The sequence below is a fragment of the Mycoplasmopsis pulmonis genome (genome assembly GCF_900660575.1).
Classification (GTDB): Bacteria; Bacillota_I; Bacilli_A; order Mycoplasmatales; family Metamycoplasmataceae; genus Mycoplasmopsis_B; species Mycoplasmopsis_B pulmonis.
Genome location: NZ_LR215008.1, coordinates 632,219 through 658,640, shown reverse-complemented (window position 1 = coordinate 658,640; position 26,422 = coordinate 632,219). Strand labels below are relative to the sequence as shown.

Here is a 26,422-nt window from a genome sequence, read left to right as displayed (position 1 = left end):
TTATTTTTTTGTTATACAATTAAAAAACTAATTATGACATTTAACATTTTACATTTATTAACAAATGAAATGACTAATTTAATGTTTTAGATTAGTTTTTTTGTTTATTTTAAGGATTTAAAATAATATCAAAAAACTTAAAAATTACTTTTAAGGAGCTAAGTTTATGCCGCAAAAAATTAATTATGAGCTAAAAAATTTTGGTCAGTACACAAAAAGAAGAGACTATTCAAAAACTAGATTTTCTCTTCCATTAACTGATGTTTTGGCTATCCAAAAAGAATCTTTTGATTGATTCTTGAACAAAGCAATTGAAGCTACTCTAAGAAAATATTATCCAATTAAATCTTCAAATAACAAAGTTGAGATCAAGTATGTTTTAGGTTCAAAAAGAATTGAAAAACCACTTGTAACTGAGCAAAAAGCAGTTAAAGAAGCTAAACAAAAAGGTATTTCTTATTCAGCAAGGCTTTATGTAAAATTGCAAAAACACATAACAGAAACTGGGGAGATTTCTTTTGATGAGGTAATTCTTTGTGATATTCCGCTAATGACAAGTAGTGGATCTTTTATCATTAATGGTTTTGAAAAAGTTATTGTTTCACAACTTATTAGATCACCTGGAGCATATTTTGCTCAAAAAACTCGTGATAAACAATCAGATGATTTGTTCAATAAAGTTGAAGTTCTGCCAAGAATTGGTTCATGAATTGAAATTAAACACAAAGTTACATCAAATTCAGATAGTGTAAAAATTAAAATTGATAAACACAAATCATTTTTATTAACAACCTTTTTATCTTCTTTTGGTTTTACTGAAGAGAATATTTATAAACTTTTTGGAGATTCAGAAACTCTAAAAAACACTCTTTCAAAAGACAAAATTTTAGGTAAAAACAAAGACATTGTTGAAATTAGAAAAGAAGCTCAAGAAAATATTTTTAGAATAGTTAGAAGAGGTGATCGTATAACTAAAGAAGCTTCACAAAATTTAATTTCAAATTTACTTTTTAACGAAAAAAGATATAACCTATCAAAAACTGGTAGATATATGCTTAATCGTAAGCTAAGCTTATTTGATAGAATCATTACCACTTATCTAGCCCAAGATATAGTGCTAAAAAATGTTGATCCAACTATGGAGCCAAAAATTTTATATCCAAAAGGCATCTATATTACAAATGATATTGCAAATGATATTCAAAATGCTTTTAAAGAAGGTCTAATTAAAAATATTGATCTAAAAGACTATGGCATTACTAGCGATGTTTATGGAAAATTACTTGATACAAATCCTAAGTTAAAAAACAGAATGAACATCATTGGTATTTATATTTTTAAATCTAAAAAAGCTATGGAAAAAGATGGAGAAAAACACTTTGTAATTGGTAATGATCCTACTAGTGTTGAAAACCATTTATTAATTTCAGATATTGTTGCAATTATTAACTATTACTTTAATTTAAATGAAAACATTGGTAGAGATGATGATCCTGATTCACTTATTAATAAAAGAATAGTTAGTGTTGGAGAATTGTTATTAAACCAATTAAATATTGGTCTTTTAAAAATGGAAAAAAATACTAGAGAAAAAATGTCTTCTAAAGAAATCTCTAGAATCACTCCAAAAAACATTACCAATAACAAAATGATTCAAAACCAAATTAAAACCTTCTTTAACTCATCAAAGCTTTCTCAGTTTATGGATCAAACAAATCCTCTTTCAGAAATTTCTACAAAGAGAAAAATTACTTCTCTAGGGCCTGGTGGTCTTAATAGAGATACAGCTCAATTTGAAGTTCGTGACGTTCATGCAACTCACTATGGAAGAATTTGCCCAATTGAAACCCCTGAAGGACCAAACATCGGGCTAATTCTTAACTTAGCAACTTATGCAAAAGTTGATGAATATGGATTTTTACAAACTCCATATTTCAAAGTAACTAATGGAATAGTTGATTTTTCTCAACCTGTTTATTTAACAGCTCATGAAGAAATCAATAGAACTTTTGCTCAATCTTCAATTTCAATTGATGAAAATGGAAAAATTACTGATGAACAAGTTATTGTTAAGTCTAATTTTGACTATAACGTTGTTTCACCAAAAGAAGTTGACTACATTGACGTTTCATCAAAACAAATGACCTCACTAGCTGCTTCTTCAATTCCTTTTCTAGAAAACAATGATGCCAACCGTGCACTTATGGGTTCAAACATGCAACGTCAAGCTGTTCCTTTACTTTTTGCAGAAGCTCCTCTTGTTGCAACAGGAATTGAAGCTGACATTGCTAAGTTTTCACCAAACAATTTAAAATCAACGGTTGATGGAGAAGTTGTTTTTGTCGATGGATCTCAAATAAAAATTAAAGATAGTGCCTCTGAAAAAGGAAGTATAAAAACTTATCAACTAAAAACATTTGAAAAAACAAATCAAGGAACAGTTATTTCTCAAAGTCCTATTGTTAAAATGGGAGATAAAGTTTTAAAAGGTGATTTAATTTCTGATTCATCAAGCTTTAAAGATGGTGAAATGGCTCTTGGTAAAAATGTGCTTGTTGGTTTTTCAACTTGAAATGGATATAACTATGAAGATGCTATTATAGTTAGTGAAAGACTAGTTAAAGATGATGTCTTTACTTCAATTCACATTGAAGAGCAAACTATTCAATTTAGAAAATCAAAAGCTGGAGATGATAAATTAACAGCTGATATTCCTAATGCTTCATTAGAATCAAGAAGACACCTTGATGAAAATGGTATTGTAAGAATAGGTTCTGAAGTAGTTACAGGTGATATTTTAGTTGGAAGGGTCTCTCCTAAAGGAGATGAAAACATCTCACCTGCTGAAAAATTACTAAATGGAATTTTTAACCAAAAAATTTCTAATGAAAAAGACACATCATTAAAAGTTAAAAACGGACACCAAGGAACAGTTATTGATGTTGAAATTCTAAGTAGAGAAAATGGAAATGTTCTTGAAGAAGAAATTGACATGATGATTAAAGTTTATGTAGCTCAAAAAAGAAAAATCAAAGTTGGAGACAAAATGGCTGGTCGCCATGGAAACAAAGGGGTTATTTCTAGAGTGCTTCCTGTTGAAGATATGCCTTATTTAGAAGATGGAACTCCTCTTGATATTATTTTAAATCCTCAAGGGGTTCCTTCAAGGATGAACATTGGACAAGTTCTTGAGCTTCACCTTGGAATGGCTGCTAAAAAACTTGGTGTTAAATTTGTCTCACCAGTTTTTGATGGTGTTAAAAAAGCTGATATTATGGATGCTCTTGAAGAGGCTAAATTGCCTAGAACAGGGAAAATGAAAGTTTTTGATCCTACAACTGGAGAAAAAATTGACAATGAAATTTCTGTTGGTGTTATGTATATGTTCAAACTTTCTCACATGGTTGATGACAAGATGCACTCAAGAAGTATTGGACCTTATTCTCTTATTACTCAACAACCTCTTGGAGGAAAAAGTCAAAACGGAGGACAAAGATTTGGGGAGATGGAAACTTGAGCTCTTGAGTCTTATGGAGCTGCCAACATTCTACAAGAAATACTAACTTATAAATCAGATGATATTCAAGGAAGAAATAATCTTTATTCAGCTCTAACAAGTGGAACAAAACTTCCTAAACCGGGAGTTCCTGAGTCATTTAGTGTTTTAGCCTATGAATTAAGAGGGCTAGGAATCAAACTTCAAATTCATGAAAAAGAAGAAGAAAAACAAGAACTACCAAGCCAAGAATATGAAAGTTCAAATCTTGATCAAGAGCTAAAAACAGCTTCTGAAAATGTTAGTGAAAGTGAGTTTTAATTATGCCAAAAACTAGAAAATATTCAACAGTTGATGAAGAAAAGATTTTAAAAGTTAGCTTATCTCTTGCAACTAAAGAAGATGTTTTAGAGTGATCTCATGGTGAAGTTACCAAGCCAGAGACAATTAACTATAAATCTTATAAACCAGAAAGACATGGGCTTTTCGATGAGTTAATTTTTGGTCCTGCAACTGACTATAAATGTCCTATTTGTGGTAAAAAATACAAAAAAAGCAATGAAGGTCTAACATGTAATAACACTCCTCAATGTGAAATTGAAAAACCTGAAATATTGCCAAAAATTTCAAGAAGAAGTAGAATGGGTCATATTGCTTTACAAACTCCTGTTGTTCACTTTTGATTTTTCAAAATTGACAATTCAATTATTTCGAAATTATTAGTACTAAGAGTTGGAGAGAGCAATGAATATGTTTCTAAAAATGACTTAGAAAACATTATTTACTACAAAAGCCACATTGTTTTAGATAATGGTGGCCTAAAAAGCTTACCAAAAAACAAAATTATCAATATTAATAATGCAGCTCAAATTTATAAAGATGCTCTTATTGAACTAAGAGAGCTAAATTTAAATGACGCTGATGCTCTTGAAATTATTGATGGAACCATTAATCACCTTAATGATATTGTTGGATCAAAAGTTGGAAATGACTATGGAGTTGATTTTTACGAGCTAAATGAAGTTATTGAAGAGTACTCAAGTGCAAAAATTCAAACTGGATCAAAAGCCATAGAATTTTTACTAGAAAATATTGACCTTGAAGAAGAGCAAAGAAAAATTAAATCTAAAATTAAAGAAATTAATAACTTAGAAAAAACTTCTTCTTCAAGAAAGCAAGATCTTTCCAAACTTTACAAAAGATTGCAAGTAGTTGAGTCTTTTATTAACTCTGGACAAAAACCAACTAGCATGTTAATTTATAACTTGCCGGTTATTCCAGCTGAGCTTAGACCTTTAGTTCAACTTGATGGAGGAAGACACTCAACAAGTGACATTAATGAGCTATATAGAAGAATTATTATTAGAAATAATCGTCTAAGAAAATGAATTGAATTAAATGCTCCTACTTTGATTACTCAAAATGAGCTTAGAATGATTCAAGAAGCAGTTGATGCTCTAATAGATAATTCTAAGAAAAAACCTAAACCTGTAACTTCTAAAGATAATAGAAATCTAAAGTCTATTTCAGATGCTCTAACTGGTAAAAAAGGTCGTTTTAGACAAAATCTACTTGGAAAAAGGGTTGACTATTCAGGAAGAAGTGTTATTGTTGTTGGTCCTGAATTAAAAATGAACCAAGTTGGTATTCCAAGGGAAATGGCTGCTAAATTATTTGAGCCATGAATTATTAAAGAATTAATAGATCAAGAAATTACCTTAAGTGTTAAAAGTGCTCGTAAATTAATTGATAATTTAAATCCAATTATTTGACCTCATGTTGCAAAAGTTATCCAAGGAAGACCTGTTCTTTTAAACCGTGCTCCTACATTGCATCGTCTTTCAATTCAAGCTTTTGAGCCAGTTTTAATTAGAGGTAAGGCTATTAAACTTCATCCACTTGTAACTACAGCTTTTAACGCTGACTTTGATGGTGATCAAATGGCGGTTCATGTTCCTATTAGTGATGAAGCTGTTAGAGAAGCTAAAGAATTGCTTTATGCTAATAGAAATATTTTAGGGCCAAAAGATGGTGAGCCAATTATTAACCCTTCACAGGATATGATTTTAGGTATTTATTATCTAACTATTGAAATAGCAGGGGCCAAAGGAGAGGCAAAAGTCTTCCAAGATGCCAATTCAATGCTAAGAGCTTATGAAGAAGGAAGTGTTTCTCTTCATGCTAGAGTTGCAATTCCATTTAAAAAGTTACAAAAAACCTTTAATTTAAAAGGTGATAAAGGTTATATTTTCTCAACAGTTGGTAAATTCATTTTTAACCAAGCTTTTCCTGAAAACTTCCCATTTATCTTTGACTCATCAGTTTCATCTATAAGTGATGCTCAAGAATATACTAAAAAATATTATATTCCTTATGGTTTAAACATAAAAGAGACAATTCAAAACACTCCTATTAATGATGCTCTTTCTAAAAAAGATCTTTCAAAAATTATTAGAACCATTTTTGACAAATATGTTCCTGTTTTAACAAAAGAAGATGTAGCTAGTGTTATTAATGATGTAAATCACACAAACTATAAAGACACTTCTACAAAATTTGCTAATTTAGTTACAACAAACAAAACAGCTCTTGAATACATTCATGCAGAATCACTTTCAAAATTTACAACAAAACACTTTGTTGATGTAAATAAAAAACTTTCTCTAAAAACTCCAGGAAATCCAAATCAACCAATTTGAGAAGTTGATCAATATGTTGAGCTTCTTGAAAATGTTTGATTTGACTATGTCAATATTGTAGCTTCTGTGCTTGATGAAATTAAAGACTTAGGATTTAAATTCTCAACTAAATCAGGAACATCAATTTCAATTCATGACATTGAAGTAAGTGATAACAAAAAAGAAAGAATTAAAGAAGGTGATGATTACACCAGTGAACTTAAATCTATGTATCGTGAAGGTCTTTTAACCGACGATGAAAGATATTCTCTAACAATTAACAAATGATCTGAAGTTAAAGATAACATTCAAAATGACCTTAAGAAAATTGTTAAAAATAATCCATTAAATCCAATTTTTATTATGATGAATTCAGGGGCTCGTTCTAATATGGCCAACTATGTTCAATTAGCTGGAATTAGGGGACTAATGACTAACAATACTAAAATCCTTAAATCCGATGCTGAAAACGAAAGGGTTGTTCGTTCAACTGTTGAAATTCCGGTTAAATCTTCTTTTCTTGATGGACTAACTGCCTATGAGTTTTATTCTTCAACCCACGGAGCTCGTAAAGGACTAACCGATACTGCTCTTAACACAGCTAAGTCAGGATATTTAACTAGAAGGCTAGTTGATGTGGCTCAAGGAATTGTTGTAACTGAAAAAGATTGTGCTACACAAAATGGATTTGTTGTTAAAGACATTGTTGACAATAAAACTAAAACAGTTATTGTTCCAATTAGAGAAAGAATTGAAGGAAGATTTACAATTGAAGATGTCAAAGACAAAGATGGAAATGTCATTGTAGAAAAAGATACTTTAATTGATGCAAAAATGGCAGAAGAAATTGTCGAAGTTCATGATGTTAAAGAAGTAAACATTAGATCAATTTTAGGTTGTGAGGCTAAAAACGGAGTTTGTCAAAAATGTTTTGGTAAAGATCTTGCAACTTCAAGAATTGTTTCAATTGGTGAGGCAGTTGGTATTACAGCTAGCCAGTCAATTGGTGAGCCTGGAACTCAGCTAACCATGCGTACTTTCCACTCTGGAGGGGTAGCTGGTGTAGAGGATATTACTGGTGGTTTTGGACGTTTAACTGAGCTTATTGATGCTCATCGTTCTCCTTGAGGAAGACCAGCTATTATTTCAAAAGTTGATGGGATAATAACTGAGATTAAAACTCCAAAAGACAAAAATACTAACTTAGTTTATATAACTTATTTAGACCAAGATGATGCAAGTCAAACAGAAGTAGTTTCAGTTCCTAAAAATAGAACACTTCGTGTTAAAGTTGGTGACAAAATCGTTAAAGGTCAAAAAATTATTGATGGACCTATTATTTTAGAAGAGCTTCTAGAATATGGTGGACCTAGAAAAGTTCAAAGTTATCTACTTAAAGAAATTCAAAAAATTTATAGAATGCAAGGTATTGCAATTAATGACAAATACATTGAAATTATCATTAGCCAAATGCTTTCAAAAATTGAAATTTCTGAACCAGGAGATAGTGACTTTATTATTGGTTCACTTGTAAATAACCTTGATTTTTACAACACAAATAACGAGCTTTTAGAAAAAGGACTTGAACCTGCCAAAGGTAAAGTGGTAATTCATGGAGCTAAAAGAATCCCACTTCTTTCAAATTCATTCCTTGCAGCGGCAAGTTATCAAGAATCGGCTAAAATTTTAGTTAATTCATCAATTTCATCTCAACAAGACTTTTTAGTTGGGGTTAAAGAAAACATTATTCTAGGTAAGAAAATTCCAGCTGGAACAAACTCTCAATATGAAAGTAAATCTAAATTTGACATTAGAGATCCAAAAGAATACTTCAAAGATAAATCTCCTCAAAGACACTACAAAATTGAAATGGACAATGAAGTCTCAGACATGTTCAATGAATTTAGAATTTCTCAAAATAAATAATTTAATTTAAAAGCTAGCTTTAGAGCTAGTTTTTTTGTTTTTCTAAGCAAAAAGCAACTTTTTTAATTAAAGTTTTTTAACTAAAGCAACTTTTAATTTTATAATTTAAGAAATTTTTAATTTATAAGAAAAGGAAAAGATGAAAAAAATTGGTATAAATGATATTGACTCACTTATTTTTGATATGGATGGAACTCTTTTAGACAAAAACAAAAGCATCCAACCTAAAACCAAGGCCATTATTGAAAAATTAAAAAATGAGCAAAAAAAAATCTTTATTGCCACAGGAAGGCCATGATATTTTGTTAAAAAAGAAATTAATGAACTAAATATTACTAGCCCTGTAATTTCATGTAATGGAGCTATGGTTTATGATCCACTAAGCGATAAAGTTATTTTTAAAAACTCAATTGATAAAGTAGAGGCTAAAAAAATATTCAATTATTTAACAGAGCAAAAAATAACTTTCATAATGTATCTTGAAGATAAAATGACAAGATATAAAGCCATTGAAAAAAGTCCTTGATTTGACTGAATTGATCAGTCATTAAATTCAAGAGAGCAAAGCCAAAGATTTGAAGTTATTGACCTAGATTGAAAAAACCTAGATTTTAACACTGATGATCATGACATTTTTAAATTTTTGGTTATAAAAAAAGAAACTGATCCAAAAGTGTTTTTAAAACTTCAAGAATTTTTAAAAACATTTAATAATATTTACTCACTAGATTCTCAAATTTCAGTCAATGATATTATGCCCAAAGGATCAGATAAAGGTAAGGGAGTGGAGTTTCTAGAAAAAAATAAATATTTAAACACTCAAAGAACCTTAGCCTTTGGTGATGAACTCAATGATATTTCAATGTTTAAAGTGGTTAAATACACAGTTGCAATGAAAAATGCCAAAGACATTGTCAAGCAAAATGCTCTTTTTGAAACAAAAAGCCACAATGAAGAGGGGATTTATCATTTTTTAAATGATATATCTAAAAATTAAAGCTTTATTTACTTTAAAAAAACAAACAAAAATGTATCTAGCTTTTTAGATACATTTTTTATTTTTTAGCTATTACTCTTGATTTTCTTGCTCAACTTTTTTATCTTCAAAATTTTCTTCAATTTCTTCAACTTCTAAATTATCAACTTCCAAGTCATTGACTTCAATATCTTTGAGCTCTTTAAATTGATCTGTATTTTGACTTTGTTCATGGCCATCTTTAAATTCAAGACTTTCAAAGTGCATTTTTTGGATTTTGTCCAAAGCATAAGGATTTTTACCTTGCTTTAAATCGCTTGCTTTTACAGGATTTGTTGCATAAATCAACTCTTTGTTTTGACGAAGTTTATCCAAAAACATTTTTTCAACTTTTATTTTAAAAGGACTAATATTTATTAATTTAATTAATGCTATTAGTGCATTTAATAAGTTGTAAGCAATAAAAATATAGATAGTAAAAAAATATTGTTCTTTAATTTTTGAAGCTGTAAAAAATAGCACAATTAAAGCCATTAGCGAAAATACTGGACTAATAGTTCATCAATAAAAATTGAAAATTCCAATTTTTATTCATATTGGTTTAACTTTGTAGTCTTTTTTTCCTAAAATAAGCTGTTCATGCAAAATTTTTGTCTCAACATAGTCTTCAACAAAGCTATAAGGAATTTTTTTTCATTTTCAAAACAAAATTCCAATCATTGCAATTCATAATATTAAAACAATTAAAGAAAGAGCTAGGGCTATTTGAATTACATTAGGATCTTTGCTTTTGTTTTGAAAAATAAAGACCGCAGCTGAAATTATTAAAAGAACACACAAAAGAGTGTAGGCTAAAGCCAAAGAAATTCAACTCCACTTAAGATTTTTCATTTTCATACAATTTTAATATTATAACAAAGTTAAAATATTAACTTAATTTAGTCTTCATTAATTCGACTTAGTACAAAAAAAGCAGCAGTTTCAGCTCTTAAAATTCTTTTTCCAAGCCAAATAAGCTCAAAGCTTTTTTCTTGAGCAAGGTCTATTTCTTTTTGGCTAAAGCCCCCTTCAGGGCCAATTAAAAAAAGTGAGTTAGTTTCAAAAGAGCTTTTAGTCAAAAAATCTTTTGCTTTTTCATGGGCTATGTACTTATTTTTAACTTCCATTTCAATAACTTCATTAAAGCTTTTAGGATAAGTTATTTCCATAACTTTATTTCGAAAAGATTGCTCACAAGCATTTAAAGCAATAGTTTTTCATCTTTGAAGTTTTTTGTCAATGTCATTGCCTAATTTTTGCTCAACATTTTGACTTAGCATCGGAATAAATAAGCTCACTCCTAATTCAGCTGCTTTTTGAATTGTTAGTTCAAATCTTTTAGTGTTAATAACTGACATTGCCAAAATTACTTGATTTTTGAATTCATGATTGGCATCTATTTTTTCAATTATTAAAGCCTTTTTGCCCTCAAGTTTACAAAGATAAAAAACTTGCTCATAAATACAAATGAAGTTTTTATTTTGAACTCTAGCAACTTTAATATGATTTAAAATTTCATTTGTTAAAATGAAATAATTATCTTCTTTTTGCTCAACAAAAAATCTAAACATAGCTCTTGCAATTATAAGTTAATTTTGCCCTTAGATTGCACAAGATTCACATTCATAATTTTCGCTATTTTCAAGAACATCTTGTCTTACTCTTACATAGTAAATTGATGAACAACCCTTTTTAAAAGCATGAATGTAGGCTTTATTTAAATCGCGAGTTGTAGCTTTATCAGTTAAAAACAAAGTTAGTGATATAGCTTGATCAATGTGTTGTTGTGCCTCGGCTGCTATATCAATAATAGGAATAGGTCCCATTTCATAGGCCCCTTCAATGTAGTATTTAAAATTATTTGAATTTAAATTATAAGCAGGAACATAAACTCTTCCAAGTTTACCTTCTTTACGAGCCTCTACAGGAGCTACTACTGGTTGAAGTGAAGGAGTACATGAAGAAAGATATGAAATTGAGCCAGTAGGGGCTATTGCCATAAGATGAGAATTTGCTATTCCAGTTTTTTTAATTTTTTCAACAAGTTCAATTCAATCTTTTTGACTTGGAATGTAAAAATCATATTTTTCTAAAATATCTTGAACTTTTTTAGTTTTTGCCTTTCATTTATTTTCATCACCTTTTGTATATTTTTCAAAGTATGAACCATCGGCAAATTTAGTTTTTTCAAAACCGTGAAATTTGCCATAAATTAGGCTAAGCTCTTGAGAGGCCTCAAAAGCATAATATGCCATTGCATAAAAAAACATATTTGTAAAATCAAGGGCCTCTTGTGAGTTATAAAAAATTTCATTATTTGCCAAAAAGCCATGTAAATTCATAGCTCCTAGACCAATTGCATGGTTTTTGTTATTTCCCTTTTCAATTGAAGGAGCACTTGAAAGATCTGCTTTTCTAGAAACTTGATTAAGGGCAAAAATTGAATTAGCCACTAAAGATTTAAATTCTCTTCCGCTTTCAAGTGCTTTGGCAATATTTAAACTTCCTAAATTACAACTAATATCATCACCAACTTTTGTATAGCTCAAATCAGCACTATATTCACTAGCTGTTGAAGGCTGAACGATTTCGCTACATAAATTAGACATGACAATTCGATTTGGATGGGCATTTCTTCTATTAACTGTATCATCGAAGAGCAAATATGGATATCCACTTTCAAAATGAAGCTCTGCTATTAAAGTAAAAAGTTTTCTAGCGTTAATATAGGTCTTTTTAATTTTGTCATTTTTTAATAGATTGTAATATTCTTGAGTAATTGAAATATCACTCATTGGTTTTTTATATTCTTTTTGAATGTCATAAGGACTAAAAAGAGCAAGCTTTTCATTGTTTTTTGCAAGCTCAAAAGCAATATCAGTAACAACAAGACCTAGCGAAAGAGACTTGATTCTAATTTTTTCATCAGCATTTTCTCTTTTAGAGTCTAAAAACTGCAAAATATCAGGGTGGTGAATATTTAAATAAACAGCACCAGCTCCTTGTCTTTGTCCTAGTTGATTTGCATATGAAAAAGAATCCTCCAATATTTTCATAATTGGAATAATTCCTGTTGCTTGATTTTGAATGTTTTTAATTGGAGCTCCTAGCTCTCTTAGATTAGTTAACAAAACTGCAACTCCTCCACCTCTTTTTGAAAGTTGAAGTGAAGTTGTTATTGACCTTGAAATTGATTCCATGTTATCTTCAGTCCTAATTAAATAACATGAAACATACTCTCCTCTTTGGGCCTTACCTGCATTTAAAAATGTTGGAGTAGCAGGTTGGAATCTTTTGAGCATAATTTCTTTTAAAATAGCTTTAGCTTTTTCAAAATCACCATTGGCCAAAAACAAAGCATTCATTAGAGCTCTATCTTCAAAGTTTTCTAAATATTCTTTTCCATCAAAGCTCTTAAGAGCATAAGCATTATAAAATTTTAAAATTCCCATAAATGAGGGAAAAAAATGATTATAGCTATAAGCTAAATCATTTAGCTCTTTTAATTGGCTTATTGTATATTGATCTATTAAGCTTTTTTCATAGTAATTATTTTTGACTAAAAACTCAATTCTCTTTTCAAAAGATTCAAAAACTCTAAAATGAGGCTTTATTTTACTTTCATAATAATCATGGGCAGCTTGAAGGTCGTAGTTTATGTTTTGGCCATCTTGTCAATATAACTTAGCCATTGCATTCAAGTTGATGTATTTTTCTTGATTTTTCTTTTTAGTCATTTTAGTTCCTTATATATATAGCTTTATAAAAGCTTATGTTTTTCAAAATGTCTCTAAGATATTTTGAACATTTTTAACATCTTCACTAGTGCCAAGAAGTTCAAATTGATATAAAAGAGGCACATTTAATTTTTTGGACAAAATAGGTCCAGCTATTGCAAAAGTATTACCAAAATTGGTATTTCCTGAAGCTATTACCCCTCTACAAAAAGAGCGGTTTTTTTCATTGTTTAAAAATTTAATTACTTGTTTAGGAACAGCACCTTGAGTAAACTCTCCTCCACCACTATAGGTAGGGACAAAAATTACATAATCTTTATCAACAAAAACAGACTCTTCCATATTTACTGGAATTCTAAGATTTTCATAATTTAACTTTTGAATAAAGCGATGAGTATTATTAGAAATTGATGAAAAATAAACTACAAATACTTGACCAGTTGGTTTTTTGATAGTATTTGAGCTAACTTTTATTAAATCTTCATGCATTAATTAAAATTCTCAATCTTCATCTTCTGTTTCTTCACTAATACCCATTACATATGAAGAGCCATTTCCAGAAAAAAAATCATGGTTTTCATCTGCTCTAGCTGAGAGTTGACTAAAAATTTCAGCATCAATTTTAGTCTCTTCACTAGTAAAAGGTGAGTCATAACCTAAATTTTGCAAAAATTTACCTGCATTGTATAAAGAAAATTTAATAGCATCTTCTGCAAGTCCAATTTCTTCATAGAGCTCATATAAATATTTTTTTTCTAAATCAATTAACTTATATAAAAGATCAAAAACAAATTCTTTCATTTCTTTTTGTTTTTCAAGAGAAAGTTTTTCAACTTTCTTTTGATATTTATATCCTGAATAATAGTTGTGAATTACCTTATCTCTAAGAATTAGTCTAATAATATCTGAAGTATTAGGAAGCTTCATTCTTGAAGAAAGATAAAAAGGTAAATAAAAACCACCATAAAGCAAAAATCCAGGCATTAAAGCAGCTGCTACTTTTGATTTTAAAGGATCTTTTCCAGTATAAAAAGGAATTAAAATTTTTGCTCTATCTTGCAATCTTTTGGTATTAATTACTCATTCATGAGCTTCATTAATTTGCTCAGTTGAACAAAGTGTTGAAAAAATTGTTCCATAAGAGCGAGCATGAATTGCCACCATAAAAGCAAAGTTCGTATAAATAACTTGCTCATGATCAGTTAAAGAATGAGGAAGTTGTGCTATGTCACCGATGGTAGCTTGGATGGTATCTAAAAGAGTTAAGCCAGTAAAGGTTCTGGTAATTACTTTTTGTCAAATAGGATCAAGAGATCTTCAAGTTTCTAAATCATTTGAAACAGGAATTTTTTCAGGAAGTCAAAAATTTTGACAAACTCTATTTCACACTTCTAAATCTTTTTCATCATCAATTTTATTTCAATTAACAGAGCGCATTTTTCCACTAAAATTATTAAGAGCAAATTCTAATGGAGAAGTTGAATCTTCAAAATAAGTCTTTCTTTCTTTTTGACTCATAATTACCCCTATATTTTTTAAAATAATTTCAAAATTAATATTTTTACATACTACTTTTTAAAAATATATAACCTCTTAAAAAATATATAACTTAACTACTTAACAATAGTGATAGTTTAAATAATATACATAAAAAAATTACAAAATCTCAAAATATTTCTTTTATATTTTTTTTTATAAAAAAAATAGGAAAAAAATAACCTATAATAAAAGCTAAAAACAATTGGGGAAATATCAAAGATGAAACAATATTTAGACTTTTTAAAATGAGTATTAGAAAAGGGAAAACATAAGGAAAATAGAACTAGTGTTGACACAATTAGTGCCTTTGGTTATCAAATGCGTTTTGATCTATCTAAGGGCTTTCCTTTGGTTACAACAAAGAAAACTAATTTTAGTGCTATAGCTCATGAATTACTGTGATTTATAAAAGGTGATACTAACATTAAATATCTAGTTGATAACAAAGTTAACATTTGAAATCAATGACCTTATGAGAGTTATAAAAAAAGTCAAGATTTTCAAAACGAGAGCTTAAAAGAGTTTATTCAAAAAATCAAAGATGATAATGAATTTGCTCAAAAACATGGTAATTTAGGTCCAGTTTATGGAAAGCAATGAAGAGACTTTTTGGGAATAGATCAATTAAAAAAAGTTATTGAACAAATAAAAAATAATCCAAACTCTAGAAGACTAATAGTTTCTTCATGAAATCCAAGTGAAATAGATACTATGCTTTTACCTCCTTGTCATACTTTGTTTCAATTTTATGTAAATGATAATAAGCTTTCATGTCATCTATATCAACGAAGTGCTGATGCTTTTTTGGGTATTCCTTTTAACATAGCCTCTTATGCACTTTTGACTTTTTTATTAGCTCAAGAAACTAATTTAGAAGTTGGTGATTTTGTTCATTCAATTGGAGATGCTCACATTTATGTAAATCATCTTGAGCAAGTAAAAACTCAACTAAAAAGAAATCCAAAAGAACTGCCAAAATTAATAATCAAAAACAAAAATATTTTTGAAATTAATTTTGAAGATATTGAATTAGTTGACTATGAATTTGATCCAATTATTAAAGGGGAAGTGGCGGTTTAAAATGATAATTTCAATATGAGCTATGACCAAAGAAGGTCTAATCGGAAAAGATAACCAAATGCCTTGACACATTAAGGAAGAGTTTCAACATTTTAGAAGACAAACTTTACATAAAACTTTGATAATGGGAAAAAACACTTTTTTTTCTTTACCAAAAGTTTTTGATAAAAGAAAAATGTATGTTTTATCTCATGAAAAAGATTTTAAAATCGACCACCCTGATGTTGAGGTCATTTATGACTATAAAGATTTACTTAAAGAATATGCCAATAATGACAAAAAAGATATATATGTAGCAGGGGGTCTTTATGTTTATCAACAGTTAATACCTCTTTCAGATATTTTAATTGTTTCAATAGTAAAAGGAAGCTATGAAGGCAATAAATATTTAAGCGTTGATTTTTCAAATTTTGTCCAATATAAACAACCAGAAATTTACGATCAATTTAGTGTTTATTATTACAAAAAGAAAGATCAAAAAAACTCTATTTAAAAACATTTTTTTGCTTATTTAAAAGCCAAAAAATATTATCATAAATATATGCTTAAAATTTCTCTTTTACAAAAGAGTTTTTATTAAAAGATGATTTTGTTTTTTAGAGTTTTTTTTAAAAAGTTTTCTATAGGTGATAATATGACTTTTTTGAAATTAACAAGAGCATCTCTAAAGTATAAAAACAAGTACATCTCTTTTATAAATCACTTTGAAAATAACTTAAAAGATGAACTTAAAGATGATTTTGAAAAACTTATAAAATTAAAAAAACAAACCAATCATCTAAAGGATAAAAAAACCTTTTCTAAAATACAAATGTGATTAGTTGATCAAGGGCAAACTTATCAAGAAGTTATTGGAGTTTTTAAATTTTATACAAAAATAAATGATGATAAAAAAGAGCAAAAAGCTTATGTAAATTTTCTTATTAATCCCCTATACAAAAATAGAGGATTAGAACAGCTTGGTCTTGATATGTTTTTTGAATTTTTACAAAACAAAATTGCTTTTGAAAATGTTTATTTTAAAGTTGAAAAAGACGATTTAGAAAGCCATGAAATTATCAAAGATTTTAAACATAAATTGGAAATAAAAGATTCAACTTATTATTACTTAATTAACATTTTTGACATTCACTATCCTTTAGTTGATTCTCACTCACACATTACAAGCAAATATTATAAAAATCCTCAAAAGGAAATTGAAAATATTTTTAAAAATCAAATTAAAAAAGTTGCTCTTGTAGGTATAGATCAAAAAGATAACAAAGAAATTTTAGAGCTAGCTAAAATTAATCAAAATGTCTATTCAATAGTAGGTCTTCATCCAACAATAGCAAATGAAAATCAAGACTATCAAGAAATTGAAAAACTAATAGAAAATAAAACAATTGCAATAGGTGAAATTGGTCTTGATTTTTATCGCAAAAAATATCCCTCTCAAGAAAATCAAATTAGATCTTTTACATCTCAATTAGATCTTGCTCTTAAATATAATCTTCCGGTAGTTCTTCATGTCAGAGATGCTCATGATAAAATCTATGAAATTATAAGTGATAAAAAATATAGCTCTTTAACTTATATTTTTCATAGCCACTCTGGTTACATAGAATGAACTAGAAAGTTTTTATCTTTAAATTCATATTTTTCCTTTTCAGGGGTAATTACATTTTTTGAAAATCAATTAATTCATAGAGTAATAAAATACCTTCCTTTAGAGAGAATTTTAGTTGAAAGTGATTCACCATATTTAACACCTTCACAATATAAAAATAAAAAAAATCATAGCCATTATGTTAAATATGTAATTCAAGCCATTGCAGCAATAAAACAAAGCTCTCCACAAAAAATAGCTAAGATAGTTTTGGATAATTTTAATAGAACTTTTAAATTGTAAAATTAAATAAAAACGCCCTTTATCAATATTTGTAAAATCTTTAATAAAACTTAAAAAAATACTAATAAAAAACCTAGAGTCTCTTGCTATTTTTAACTCTAGGTTTTTTAAATTTTATTTAATTATACTTTTAGTCTATTTTTGAAATGTTTTCAAAAAGTTCATTAATTTTAATATCACTTTCATTTTTAATATCTTTTAACATTAGATCAATTTTTTCAATTTGCTCATCAATTTTTTGTGCTTTTGATGAAAGAGAAAAAGTTACTAAAAGATTTGTTAAAAATGAAACAACTACTGTAATAAAAGAAATAACAATAAAGATTTTAACTGATTCTAAATTTGAATTTTTAGCAATTGAATAAGCTGATAAAAATCCCATTAGTGATGAAATTAAAATTAGTGAAATGCTAAAAAATAAAAAAATAGATTTTGATCTTAGATGTTTGATTTGAAGTTTTTTATAAAGCTCTTCAATATCACTTGTGTTAAAACATTTTTTTATTTTTTGTTCTTGAATTTCTAATTTTTCCTTATTTAACAAACGAGAGCTTGTTTTTAAAATTGAATTTATTTGGCTAAAAAGTAGAAACTCTTTTTCTCTTTGTTTAAGATCTTTGTATTTTTCCTCTGAGGCTTCAAAAAGTTTGAATTGAAGAGAAATTTGAATGTTTTTTTCTTTGTTTTCAACTCATTGATTTTTAATTGCAAAAAGAGCCATTAATCCATTTATTATTGATAGAAAAATTCCAATGAATAAAACAAATATTGGTCATTGATCAACAACAATTTCTTTTCCATTTTCAATCTTTTTGCTAACAAAGAAATTAACAATAAAACTATATTGCTCTGGAAATCTTGAAGAGGCTATTTTAGCAGTACCCATGATGGCTGAAAAAAGACCAAAAACAAGTGTAAAAATTGTTAAAATTCAAAAAATACTTCGATAAACTTTTCATTTTAAAAGAGTTTTGTTTTTTGCTCTTTGGGCAAATTCTAAAACAGAAATTTTTAAATTATTTTTAAGCATTTTTGTCCAATAAGAATTTTTTTAGTGTTTCTTTAAATGAAATTTTATTTTTAAAAAGCCATGTCTTTTTTATATTTTCTAAATCATCTAAAAACCCTTCTTTTTCATAAGTTTTATCTTGATCATTTTTGTGTTTGATATATTCAAGTTCATTCATTGCATTTTTATAGTCTTTTCACTTCATAATCGGTGTGTAAAAAGCCAAAAATAAATTGAATAAAAATACAATTACTAAAAATGAAGCAAAAACAATTGTAAGTCCATTTTCATCAAAAAAACTTTTTCTTGTTAAAGGATTTAAGCCATTATATCTTTTTATCTCAACATTAATTACTCAAGCAGCTAGAGCAATTACAATTAAATTTAAAATCATGATAGACCATCTTAAAAGTGTGCTTAAAATTAGTGAAATTTTCTTTTGTTTAATTAAATCTTTTTTCTTTTTTAATAAATAATCTTCTAAATAATTATTTATTTTTTCCATTAATATTCCTCCTTAAATTTTTAATTTTTTATCAATACATTTTACAAGTTTGTTTTAATAAATATGTTAAAATTTAGGAGCTTTTATTTACATTAAGCACCAACGGTGATGGCTTTGGGTGTGGTTTGAGAAAAATTGCTAGAGTCAAATGATCCATTGGGAAGAAATTCAACAAACTAAAAAATATATTTAAAATCAAATAATAAAGGAATTAATGGCAGAAAAAATTTTAAGAAAATCTAATGAAGATAAACAAGTAAAAACAGAAAATATTTATAAAATTATTCCAAATTCTAAGTTCTTAGAAGCTGGAGTTTATTTTGGACATAGAACTCAACAATGAAATCCAAAGATGAAAAAATTTATTCACTCAAAAAGAAGAGGAATTCACATTTTGGATGTTTCAAAAACTTCTAAAGCTTTAGAGTGAGCTTATAAAATTATTAATGCAGCAGCTGCTAAAGGTGCAACATTTATTTTTGTAGGTACTAAAAAGCATGCAAAAGAAATTGTTAAAGAGCAAGCTCAAAGAACAAATTCTTACTATGTAACTGAAAGATGATTAGGTGGAACTCTTACTAACTCTAAAACAATTTTTTCAAGAGTAAGAAGACTTTTTGATCTTGAAAAAATGGCAGAAAATAACTTCGAAGGATATACCAAAAAAGAAGGTATTGAATTTAAAAAAGAACTTTCAAAGTTACAAAAAAACTTTGAAGGTATTAGAGAGATGAAAACTCAACCTAATTTTATGATTGTAGTAGATCCTAATGTAGATAGAATTGCTGTAAAAGAAGCAAGAGACAAAGGTGTAAAAATTATTGGTATTTTAGATAGTGATGCTAATCCAGATTTTGTCGATCTAGGTATTCCAGCCAATGACGATTCTATTAAATCAATTTCACTAATTTTAACAGTATTGGCAGATGCTATTGTTAATGCAAAAGGTGGCAAAGATCTTTTTGCCTACCAAGATGAAGCAAACATCATTTTACCTGAAGATAAAAAAATAGATAGTCCTCAAAGAAGTCATTTTAACAATACAAGATTTGACCAATCTTCTTCAAGAGAACATAGAGATTCTTGAAGAAGAAATAGTCAAAATACTTCTCAAAATCAAGAACAAAGCCAAAGACCATATAAAAGAACTTATAATAAAGATTCAAGAGAAACATTGGATAAAAAAACTAAAGAAGAGGTGAAATAATCATGGATGCAAGCCAAAAAGCAGGTTTAATTAAAAAACTAAGAGAAATAACAAATAGTGGTTTTCTTGATTGTAAAAAAGCTTTAGAAGAAACTAACTATGATTTAGATAAAGCTATTGAATGACTACAAGAAAATGGAAAAGCTAAAGCTGCTAAAAAATCAGGAAGAATAGCAGCTGAAGGATTAGTTAGAGCCTCAGTAAAAGGAAAAAGTGCAGTTATTTTTGAGCTAAATTCAGAAACTGACTTTGTTGCTAGAAATAAAGAATTTTTAGACTTAATGGATAATATTTCGGAGGCATTAGTTGAAAATTCTTTTCAATCAATGGAAAGTGCTGAAAATATTTTTATGGAAAATGATCTAACTATATTAGAAGCTACTACCAAAGCAACAGCTACTATTGGGGAAAAAATTTCTTTTAGAAGAGCTAAAAAATTTGACTTACTTGAAGATCAAACAATCGGAGCTTACACTCATGCAAATGGAAGAATTGCCTCATTATTTTTAGTTAGAGGAAAAAATGAAGAAGTAGCTAAAAATGTTGCAATGCACATTGCGGCTATGAATCCTGAATACATGAGTGCTAATGAAGTTCCTCAAGAAAAAATTGAAAAACTTAAAGCTGAGTTTTTAAAATCACCAGCTTTAGCTGGAAAACCAGAAAAAATTCAACAAAGCATTTTAAATGGTATGTTGAATAAAGCTTTAGCTGAATTTGTTTTATTAAACCAACCATTTGTAATGGAATCTTCTTTAAGTGTTGAGCAATATCTAAAGAATAATAAATCAGAAGCTTTAGAAATGATTAGATATGAAGTCGGAGAAGGAATTGAAAAAAAGGCCGTTGATTTTGCATCAGAGGTAGCCGCTCAAATGAAAAAATAATTTTGTCATTTTGACAATTGTATTTCAACAGAACATCTGTTCTGTTTTTTTGTATTTTTGATTTTAAAAATAGTTAGCTTTTTTAAAATCAAAATTTAAATTAACAGGAGGAAATATGATTGAAAAATATTGTGCTTTTCTTGAAAAAAGAAATTTATCAAAAAAATATGTAGATTCTTCATGAAGAATCTTAAGCAAAAAACTTGATGTTGAAAATAATAGTCATCGCAAAATCATGAAAATCATTGTAGATGATTCTAATGGAGCTCATTATCAAAGAATGCTTTTAGCCTCTTACAAGGGTTTTTTGAAATTTCATAAAAAATACAAAAAAGTTGAAGATCTTTTATTTTTAAAGATTAAAAAAATTGATATTGTTTATCGACCTGTTTTAAAAAATAAAAGGCTTTTAAAATTAACTCAATTCGAAGAAAATGATAGTGAAAGAATTAAAAAAACCAAGATTTTAATTAGATTTTTATATCAAACAGGAATTAGAATTGGAGAGCTTAACACCTTAATCTTGGTCAATAAAAAACTTTATGTCCATGGTAAAGGAAATAAAAATCGACAAATTCTTTATTTAGAAGAGACCTTTAATACTTTTAGAAATTACTATCCAGATTTAAGATATCCTATGTCTTTAAAAACTCTTCGTATTGAAATTAAAAAAATTTTAGGAAAGGAATTTTCACCTCACTCATTAAGGCGAAGCTTTGCAACTCATATGATGCAAAGTGGAGCTGATCCTAAAACTATTATGCTTCAACTTGGACACTCATCAATTAATACAACTTTTCAATATGTAAATTCTTCAGAGAGCTACAATAGAAAAATATACTTAAAACATTTAAATAAATAAAAATTTCATTAAGTTTGAAACAAAAAAACATGAGTGCTTTTTTGTTAAAAGCCTCTTGTTTTTTTGTTCTCTTTGTTAATTTTTTATCTTTAATATTGATCTTGAATTACTTTTAAATGTTGTATTTATTCAATAAAAGTGTTTTTTCATTTCAAAAACATTGCTTTGGTAAAGGAATAGATTTTTTTATAAAAGAAGATTTCAATATTAAATGACCCTTCCTTACTAAAAATAACTAAATATAAATAAAACTTATTTACATTATTAACTTACAAATCTTAATTTATACAAAATTTTTTTAATTTAAATTCTTTATTAAATTTAATTTTTTTTAGATTATCTTTCCTTTCTAAGATTAAATTTTTCCCCTTGCAATCATCTATATAAATTACTAAAGAAACATTTAATTTTATAAATTAAATAATGAACATAATGAATTCAAAATCTCTTTAATTAAGCTAATAAAGGAGGTTACTTTTTTTACTTTTTAATTTTTTTAACATTGATTTTTTGAGCTTTAGCACTTGTTTTAGTGCAAGTTTTTTAAAAAATATAAAAGATTAAATTTATTTTAATTTTATATTTTTTTCATATTGTCTTTTGTTAAATAAATGGACTAAAGTTATACTTTAAAATTGTAAGTTGCACAAATTTGATAATACAAAAAGATTGATAAATCAATTGAAATAATGTAAATAACAATTCATCATTTAAAGGCTTAAATTTATCAAAATTTAACAACTAAATTAGAAAAAGATCTAATCATTTTTTTAAATAATTTAACTAAAAAAATTAATACATAAAATATATTTAAAAGTTTTTTAGTATTAAAAAGTTATTATGAATAAATTATTAATTTATTAAAAAACCAACTATGCAAAATAGTTGGAATTTTTTATTAATTTAAAGATAGTTAATTAAAAAACAGTTCTTACTATAGGATTTAAACTAAAAACAGAAGGATAAGTTGGTTTTTTGTCTTTTAAAAAGACTATTCTTACAGCACTAATTCTTTCTTTTTTAATTTTGACTATTTCTTGAATAAAGCACTTATCTTTTTCAAAAGGCATAGAAGTTATTTCAACATTTTCTAGAGCTTTTCACTCTGAGTTGCCATTGCTTTTGTATTCAACTTTATAAGAGTCTTTTTTGTAATAATCTTTGTTATTTCAAAAAAGTAGTTCAAAACCATAAATATCAGCTAATGTATTATCTTTTCAAGAAAACTCAAGTCAAGGATTGCCATCGTTTGCTGTGGCATATCAATAACTTTTGCCATTTGAATAATGTTTAAAAACTTCAGCTGCTGTATAGTATTGACCTAGTCAATAACCATTACTACTTGCTTTTACATCAAATTCTGAATTTCTAAGATTTCCTTTATATAAAGGATCTATTAAAGAAACCTTTAAAAACGCATTTATTGTAAAAGTTATATCTCTTTGCTCTTGTCCTCTTTGTAATTTGAATTTTAACTTGGCACTTCCATTAAAATCATCTAAATAATCATATCCTTGAAAAGAGGCACTAACATCATTAATTAAATTAATAGTATTAATTTTGCTTTTTGCTTTTGGAAGCTGATAAGGATGTCAAAGACTTTTTTCAAAAACCGAAGTTAGACTTGCTTGCAAATCATCTCATAGAGCGCTGCCATTTTTAAATTCATCTAAATATTCTTTATTAGTTTTATAACTTCACTCAAGAGTTTTTTCAAAAACAAGATTGTCTAAAGTAGTAATTTTAAAATGAGCTTTTCTTGTTTTATTTGCCTGATTTTCACTAACTTTTTCAAAAGTTATTTTCATTTGCTTTTCACTTTTTAAATCTTGATTTAGATTAGAACCATCAAATTTAAGAGAATTATTAACTATTTCCAAATCTTTGAAATTTAGATTTAAATCAAAATTAGAAAGGGCATATTCTGAAATAATTGGCTTATCTTTGTAATTTTGTTTAATCTTAATTTGATATTCGTCTATTACTCTTTGAATTTTTTCAACTCTTTCTTGGTTAAGTTTTTCATTTGTCTTAAAATCAAAAGTTGTTTCAGTTGTTGGACTATGACTATAAGTTTTGTCAAAACTAAAACTTTTTATCTTTCATTTTCCACTTGTTAAATTGCTAGAGGTAAGTAAAACATTTTGAACTTTGCCATTTGTAGTTTTAAAGCTTATTTGTTTTTCTTCATGAGAGTCTAAATTTTCCAATTTTAAAACTACTTCTAGACCTAAGGGCATACCTTCTTTAAAAGTTAAAGATAAGCTAGTTTGATCATAACTAAAGGACTCTAATATAGAAGCGCTTTCATTTAGTTTTTGCCATCATTGAAGAGCTTTTTTATCATCTTTGACTTCATTTTTGTTTTGCCTATTTTCAACTGGCGTTTTTAAATTTAAATCACTTGAGTTTTTTGACTTTTCTTTAGAATCATCCTTATGCAAGAGCTACTTTTTCATCATTTTTTAAAATGACATTTGTATCTTTTGAATTTGCCAAAGATATGTTTTCATCATTTTTTGTTTGTTTTTCTAAAGCACTAACATTAACAGCACTAGTGTTTTGATCCTTTTGAGCTTGTTTATTTTCTTGGATTTTGCTCTTAGAATTTGAAGAGCTATTTTGATCGGTAATTAAATTGCTAGTTTTTGAAGAGTCATCTTTTGTATTTTGACTAGATTCATTAGTCTTTTGACTTTGAGTTTGTGAGTTTTCGTTAGAAACTGCTTTATTAGTTGAATCTTTGTTATCTTGAGATACATTTTTATCTTTATCTTTAAGATGATCATTTGGATCAGATTTGTTTGTTTTATTAGACAAGTTAGAAGAGTCACTTTGAGTTTTGTCTTCTTTTTTAGCAACATTATGATTACATGAAGCTAATGTCATTGGAGCTAGAATACTTGTTGAAAGAATTAGCACTCAGCTATATTTTTTAAAATATTTTTTATTCATAAATAACCTCACTTAATTTTTTTGTATATTAAATAAAATAAGAATTTTTGAATTCGAAATAAAATTAGATCTACATTTTAACATATTTTTAAAAAAACCAATCAATTTTTAGAATTGTTAAGTTATGACCAAAACAAACCAAATTACTTAGTAAATGCCATAAATTTGTATATTTTTTAACTTTTAAGAAATCTAAATTTGATAGTTTTTTTGATAAAAATTAAAAAATTTTTTGTTCATTAGCATCAAATAATGAACAAAATCAAAATAATTCAGAAAAAATTGAAGGTCAAACTGGAGGAAATGGTTCTGATACAGGAAAAACTAACCAAGTAGATCTTCAAATGTTGCTTGATAGTATTGAATCTGTTGAAATAAGCTCAAAATTTGAAACTAAAAGTGAAATTGTTTTAAATTCTTCAAGTACTGAAATAAAAGTTAAGAAAGCAGATAATTCAGATTTTTCAATACCTAATGGTGTAAAACTTTTACTTTCATTTCAAAAAGAAGAAAATGAAAAAAATAACAAATTTAGTCTAGGAATTAGTTTAATGTTGAGCTCTTCTAATAGTGAAGGTGTATCAAAAGATTTAATTATTTCAAAATTTGAAAGTAATCAAGATGATAATGCATTGAAGTCAATATCAAGGGATTTAGAGGAAACAACCAAAAAAATAGATCTTGTATCTCAAGAGCTAGATTTAAAAGATCAAGAAGAAATTGTTTTGGTAAAACAATCAGAATTAATTTCAAATAATCTTAAATCATTACTTTTTAAGCTAAAATTAGAAAATTTTAAAAATGCAGCAAAAGATGTAAAACTAACAAAAGAGCAAGAAACTTTACTAAATAAAGAGTCTATTTCCCTAGAGGAGTTTGATTCATTAATTAAAGGATTAACAGAAGATCAAAAAAAATCAGTATTTACCAAAATAGAACTAACAAAAGAGCAAGAAGATAAATTTAAAAATGTAATTCAAGATGCAAAAGTAAAATTAGAAGATTTAACTAAAAAATTAGAAAAAATAAAAAGTGAAAAACAAACTATAGAAGAAAAATTAGATCCAATTATAGAAAAACTAAAAGAACATCTAAAAAAGATAAATGAATTAGGTTCAGAAAAATCATTTTCAGTAATATATAAATAAAATGTTAACTTTTAATTAATTTGAGTTTTAGAAAATAAAATGAAAACTTAATATTTTTATTGAAATTTAAATTTTTATGTATACAAAATATTTAAATATTTAATATTTTATTAATTTACTAAATCAAAAAACAAGAGTACTTTATTAAAAAGCAAGCTCTTGTTTTTTTATAACTTTGGATTATTTTATACTTATCTTTGTTGTAGGCTTCGTTATTTATTTCTCCTGCTGAGGGATGAGTTTGTCTCATATTTCCATCTCTTAATGATTACAACATTAAAAAAATAGAAATTTATCATATCAAAGAAGGGGATTTTAAATTAATTTTAGTAATAAATTATTTAGATTTTAAAGATATAACTAAGACTAGAAAATATCTTTATATTGATTCAAATAATGCTTATTTAAGCATTAAAAATAATAAGAAAAAGGCTATCAAAATATATTTAAAGTAATAACTTTAGACCTTAACAAAGAAACTACTAGA

The 26,422-nt window shown here is 27.1% G+C and carries 19 protein-coding genes; 10 read left to right on the top strand and 9 right to left on the bottom strand.

Translation table 4 applies throughout. The annotated features are described in order from the left end of the window. Positions 1 to 166: 166 nt before the first annotated feature. The 3 genes from rpoB to EXC36_RS02685 all read left to right on the top strand — a co-directional run bounded on the left by rpoB (position 167) and on the right by EXC36_RS02685 (position 9,097). Positions 167 to 3,817: a DNA-directed RNA polymerase subunit beta gene (rpoB, locus tag EXC36_RS02695; RefSeq protein WP_129690355.1), complete on the top strand. Its 3,651-nt coding sequence runs from the start codon at positions 167 to 169 to the stop codon at positions 3,815 to 3,817. A 2-nt stretch (positions 3,818 to 3,819) separates the two neighbouring features. Continuing rightward, positions 3,820 to 8,100 (top strand): DNA-directed RNA polymerase subunit beta', encoded by a 4,281-nt coding sequence (locus EXC36_RS02690; RefSeq protein ID WP_129690353.1) that lies wholly within the window; start codon positions 3,820 to 3,822, stop codon positions 8,098 to 8,100. 139 nt (positions 8,101 to 8,239) lie between these two features. Continuing rightward, positions 8,240 to 9,097, top strand: coding sequence for an HAD family hydrolase (locus EXC36_RS02685; protein ID WP_129690351.1), 858 nt, complete (start codon positions 8,240 to 8,242; stop codon positions 9,095 to 9,097). A 72-nt stretch (positions 9,098 to 9,169) separates the two neighbouring features. On the opposite strand, the gene EXC36_RS02680 is transcribed toward EXC36_RS02685, so the two are convergent. The 5 genes from EXC36_RS02680 to nrdF all read right to left on the bottom strand — a co-directional run bounded on the left by EXC36_RS02680 (position 9,170) and on the right by nrdF (position 14,370). Next, positions 9,170 to 9,937 carry a hypothetical protein gene (locus EXC36_RS02680; RefSeq protein ID WP_129690349.1) on the bottom strand — a complete coding sequence of 256 codons (768 nt, stop codon included), beginning with the start codon at positions 9,935 to 9,937 and terminating at the stop codon, positions 9,170 to 9,172. A 77-nt stretch (positions 9,938 to 10,014) separates the two neighbouring features. After that, entirely contained in the window at positions 10,015 to 10,686 is a 672-nt protein-coding gene (locus EXC36_RS02675; RefSeq protein WP_010925343.1) for a 16S rRNA (uracil(1498)-N(3))-methyltransferase, read from the bottom strand. Between the two features lie 30 nt (positions 10,687 to 10,716). Next, positions 10,717 to 12,852, bottom strand: a complete 2,136-nt coding sequence (gene nrdE / locus EXC36_RS02670) for a class 1b ribonucleoside-diphosphate reductase subunit alpha (RefSeq protein WP_010925342.1) — start codon at positions 12,850 to 12,852, stop codon at positions 10,717 to 10,719. A gap of 33 nt (positions 12,853 to 12,885) precedes the next feature. Further along, positions 12,886 to 13,341: a class Ib ribonucleoside-diphosphate reductase assembly flavoprotein NrdI gene (gene nrdI / locus EXC36_RS02665; RefSeq protein ID WP_010925341.1), complete on the bottom strand. Its 456-nt coding sequence runs from the start codon at positions 13,339 to 13,341 to the stop codon at positions 12,886 to 12,888. Positions 13,342 to 13,344: 3 nt separating this feature from the next. Continuing rightward, the gene (nrdF, locus tag EXC36_RS02660) at positions 13,345 to 14,370 is read right to left on the bottom strand and encodes a class 1b ribonucleoside-diphosphate reductase subunit beta (protein ID WP_129690347.1); all 1,026 of its coding nucleotides are present in this window, start codon (positions 14,368 to 14,370) and stop codon (positions 13,345 to 13,347) included. Between the two features lie 240 nt (positions 14,371 to 14,610). On the opposite strand from nrdF, the gene thyA reads away from it, so the two are divergent. From thyA to EXC36_RS02645, 3 genes are all read left to right on the top strand, one after another. Then, positions 14,611 to 15,471: a thymidylate synthase gene (gene thyA, locus EXC36_RS02655; protein WP_129690345.1), complete on the top strand. Its 861-nt coding sequence runs from the start codon at positions 14,611 to 14,613 to the stop codon at positions 15,469 to 15,471. A 1-nt stretch (position 15,472) separates the two neighbouring features. Then, a complete protein-coding gene (locus tag EXC36_RS02650; RefSeq protein WP_041364161.1) occupies positions 15,473 to 15,964 on the top strand; it encodes a dihydrofolate reductase in 492 nt (163 codons plus the stop codon). 141 nt (positions 15,965 to 16,105) lie between these two features. Continuing rightward, positions 16,106 to 17,362 carry a TatD family hydrolase gene (locus EXC36_RS02645; protein ID WP_158304729.1) on the top strand — a complete coding sequence of 419 codons (1,257 nt, stop codon included), beginning with the start codon at positions 16,106 to 16,108 and terminating at the stop codon, positions 17,360 to 17,362. A gap of 130 nt (positions 17,363 to 17,492) precedes the next feature. Here EXC36_RS02645 and EXC36_RS02640 read toward each other — a convergent pair whose 3' ends face one another. Both EXC36_RS02640 and EXC36_RS02635 read right to left on the bottom strand, forming a co-directional pair. Further along, complete coding sequence (locus tag EXC36_RS02640) at positions 17,493 to 18,392, bottom strand: DUF4231 domain-containing protein (protein WP_129690343.1); 900 nt, start codon at positions 18,390 to 18,392, stop codon at positions 17,493 to 17,495. Continuing rightward, the gene (locus EXC36_RS02635; RefSeq protein WP_010925335.1) at positions 18,385 to 18,876 is read right to left on the bottom strand and encodes a hypothetical protein; all 492 of its coding nucleotides are present in this window, start codon (positions 18,874 to 18,876) and stop codon (positions 18,385 to 18,387) included. The genes EXC36_RS02640 and EXC36_RS02635 overlap by 8 nt, the downstream gene beginning before the upstream one ends. 214 nt (positions 18,877 to 19,090) lie before the next feature. Between EXC36_RS02635 and rpsB the strand changes: the two genes are divergently transcribed. From rpsB to EXC36_RS02620, 3 genes are all read left to right on the top strand, one after another. Next, positions 19,091 to 20,083 carry a 30S ribosomal protein S2 gene (gene rpsB / locus EXC36_RS02630; protein ID WP_129690341.1) on the top strand — a complete coding sequence of 331 codons (993 nt, stop codon included), beginning with the start codon at positions 19,091 to 19,093 and terminating at the stop codon, positions 20,081 to 20,083. Between the two features lie 2 nt (positions 20,084 to 20,085). Continuing rightward, positions 20,086 to 20,970, top strand: coding sequence for a translation elongation factor Ts (gene tsf, locus EXC36_RS02625; RefSeq protein ID WP_129690339.1), 885 nt, complete (start codon positions 20,086 to 20,088; stop codon positions 20,968 to 20,970). 115 nt (positions 20,971 to 21,085) lie between these two features. Further along, complete coding sequence (locus tag EXC36_RS02620) at positions 21,086 to 21,832, top strand: tyrosine-type recombinase/integrase (protein WP_129690337.1); 747 nt, start codon at positions 21,086 to 21,088, stop codon at positions 21,830 to 21,832. Between the two features lie 917 nt (positions 21,833 to 22,749). Here the strand turns inward: EXC36_RS02620 and EXC36_RS02615 are convergent. Beyond that, positions 22,750 to 24,276 (bottom strand): hypothetical protein, encoded by a 1,527-nt coding sequence (locus EXC36_RS02615; RefSeq protein WP_129690335.1) that lies wholly within the window; start codon positions 24,274 to 24,276, stop codon positions 22,750 to 22,752. Continuing rightward, on the bottom strand, positions 24,269 to 24,787 hold the full coding sequence (locus tag EXC36_RS02610) for a hypothetical protein (RefSeq protein ID WP_129690333.1): 519 nt from the start codon (positions 24,785 to 24,787) through the stop codon (positions 24,269 to 24,271). The genes EXC36_RS02615 and EXC36_RS02610 overlap by 8 nt, the downstream gene beginning before the upstream one ends. 344 nt (positions 24,788 to 25,131) lie before the next feature. Here EXC36_RS02610 and EXC36_RS02605 point away from each other — a divergent pair, with 344 nt between their 5' ends. Further along, positions 25,132 to 25,935 (top strand): hypothetical protein, encoded by an 804-nt coding sequence (locus EXC36_RS02605; RefSeq protein ID WP_129690331.1) that lies wholly within the window; start codon positions 25,132 to 25,134, stop codon positions 25,933 to 25,935. Positions 25,936 to 26,422: the final 487 nt, after the last annotated feature.